Below are 2,556 nucleotides of genomic sequence, written 5' to 3'. Positions count from 1 at the left end.
GCGAGAGAGAACCGCGCCGACAGCCTGTGCAGTCTCGGCAGATTTCAGGCGATCAGCAAAAATCTGCGCCTCGCGGTCGATCCGGTCTGTGAGCGGTTCGGCGGCACTGCGCAGCAAATCACGGGTCAGTTGCAGAGCCGCAGGCGGGCGTGCGGCAAGCTTTTGAGCGGTTTTCAGCACTTCCGATTCCAGTTCATCTTCCGGCACAACGCGCCAGACAATACCAGCTTGCAGTGCCTGTTCCGCAGTCATGGCTTCTCCCATTGCCAGCAGAGCAAAGGCACGCTGATAACCCATGATTTTAGGAGCAAGCAGGCTTGAACCGGCTTCCGGCACCAGCCCGAGATCAACAAATGGCGTGTGAAACACGGAGCGCGGCGTGGCAAAGGTCAGGTCGCAATGCAGGTTCAGCGTGGTGCCGACGCCGATTGCCAGTCCGTCAACGCCGGAGATCAGCGGTTTGCGTGTCAGTGCAAGCGTGTGCAGAAAGTCGATAATCTCCTCACCGAGACTGCCTTGCGACAGGGCTGCATGCATAAAGTCCTGCATGTCATTACCGGCGGAGAAGGCACCGGGCTGACCTAGAATAACGCTGACACGGATAGTGTCGTCGGTATCAGCTTGTTGCAGCGCCTCGGCAATACCGTGATACATATCACGGGTGATGGCGTTTTTCTTTTCCGGCCGGTTGAGGCGGATAATCTGCACAGCATCCTGACGTTCAATCTGAAGAAATTCGCTCATCATCAAATATCCTGCAAAATTGTTGCGGCATTGCTCAGGCTGGCTGCGCCATTAAACACGACCTGTTTAAGTGCGGCAGTTTCCTGAAGCGTGTTTTCGGCAAAGAATGCGGCAAGGGCAGCAGCACGGCTGTCCTGCAATCCGGCTTTGGAGAGATAAAGCGCGCCGACAGTCAGCGAGAGCAGGCGCTGATAGGGGGTAGCACCGCAAAGCGCTGTCTGACTATCGCCTTTAACAATGCAATCCTGCAGGAAGCGGGTGGCTTCTTCTGTAGCATCCAGCGCGGATTCAAGCTGAGGAGCGATTGCGGAGAGCTTGCCGGAGGTTTTGGCCTGTCCGGCAATGTCGCGTAATTCCTGCAGGAAACCATGAATATGGCCACCATTTTCCAGCGGTAATTTGCGCATCACCAGATCCATGGCCTGAATACCATTGGTGCCTTCATAAATCGGCAGGATACGTGCATCACGCAGCAACTGCGCGGCGCCGGTTTCTTCAATATAGCCCATGCCGCCATGCACCTGAATGCCGAGAGATGCCACATCCACGCCGCTATCGGTGGAGAAAGCCTTGGCAAGCGGGGTCAGCAGGCTGGCACGGTTTGCCCAAAAATCCGCTTTGGTGCTGTCGGCTTTGGCCATATCCAGCGCCTGTGCGCAGGAGTAGCAAATCGCACGGGAAGCCTGTGTCAGCCCCTTCATGGTCAGCAACATGCGTTGGACATCCGGATGCTCGATGATCGGACTCATTTCTGCGCCCTTTGGTGCATTCAGGGAACGTCCCTGACGGCGCTCCGCCGCATAGGCACGGGCTTTCTGATAGGCAGCTTCGGCAATCGCAACACCCTGAATGCCGACCAGCAAACGGGCATTGTTCATCATGGTGAACATATAGACGAGGCCTTTATGTTCCTCGCCGATCAGATAGCCGACAGCGCCTTTGTCACCTGTATCACCAAAACCGTCACCATAAATCATGGTGCAGGTCGGTGAGGCGTGAAGGCCGAGCTTTTCTTCCAGTCCGGCGCAGAACACATCATTGCGTGCGCCAAGCGAGCCGTCTTCATTGACCAAATATTTCGGCACCAGAAACAATGAAATCCCTTTGGTACCTGCCGGTGCATCGGGCAGGCGTGCCAGCACCAGATGCACAATATTATCGGTCAGATCATGCTCACCATAGGTGATAAAGATTTTTTGCCCGAAAATCCGGTATGTCCCGTTATCAGCCCGTTCAGCACGGCAACGCAAAGCACCGAGATCGGAACCAGCCTGCGGTTCGGTGAGGTTCATGGTGCCTGACCATTCACCGGAAATCAGTTTTTCCAGATAGGTGTTTTTCAGTTCATCACTGGCATGATGTTCCAGTGCTTCAACTGCACCCATCGTCAGGGTTGAGGCAATAGCAAAACCAAGGGAGCCGGAGTTCCACATTTCCGCAACGGCAACCGAGAGCAAAGTCGGCAGGCCTTGGCCGCCATAGGCAGGATCGCCGGTCAGGGCGTTCCAGCCGCCATCCGTCCAGTCTTTGTAAAGTTCTTTCCAGCCTTCTGCCGTGGTGACCTGCGCATCTTTCAGTGTTGCGCCCTGATGATCGCCTTTGGTGCGTAGCGGAGTGATGCGCGTCTCGCTGAACTTTGCTGCTTCCTGCAAAATGGCTTCGACAATATCCGGTGATAATTCTGAAAACAGTTCGGTTTTCAAAAGCTCCGGCAGGTCTGCAACCTGATTGAGTGTCTGGCTGATTTCAGCAAGTGGCGCGCGATACATCTGCTTCCTCCGTTTGGCGCATTCCGTTGAAAGAATGCAGCCG

The 2,556-nt window shown here is 55.3% G+C and carries 2 protein-coding genes; both read right to left on the bottom strand.

Annotation, left to right across the window (positions count from 1 at the left end; all coding sequences use genetic code 11):
• Window positions 1-744 (bottom strand): crotonase/enoyl-CoA hydratase family protein (locus A918_RS0113870; RefSeq protein ID WP_028233812.1); only part of this gene is annotated, 744 nt, incomplete at its 3' end.
• A 2-nt stretch (window positions 745-746) separates the two neighbouring features.
• Window positions 747-2,513, bottom strand: coding sequence for an acyl-CoA dehydrogenase (locus A918_RS0113865; protein ID WP_022711645.1), 1,767 nt, complete (start codon window positions 2,511-2,513; stop codon window positions 747-749).
• Between the last annotated feature and the right edge of the window lie 43 nt (window positions 2,514-2,556).

The sequence above is a fragment of the Pseudochrobactrum sp. AO18b genome, from assembly GCF_000409565.1.
GTDB classification, from domain to species: Bacteria; Pseudomonadota; Alphaproteobacteria; order Rhizobiales; family Rhizobiaceae; genus Pseudochrobactrum; species Pseudochrobactrum saccharolyticum.
This window is presented reverse-complemented; position numbering and strand designations above follow the sequence as displayed.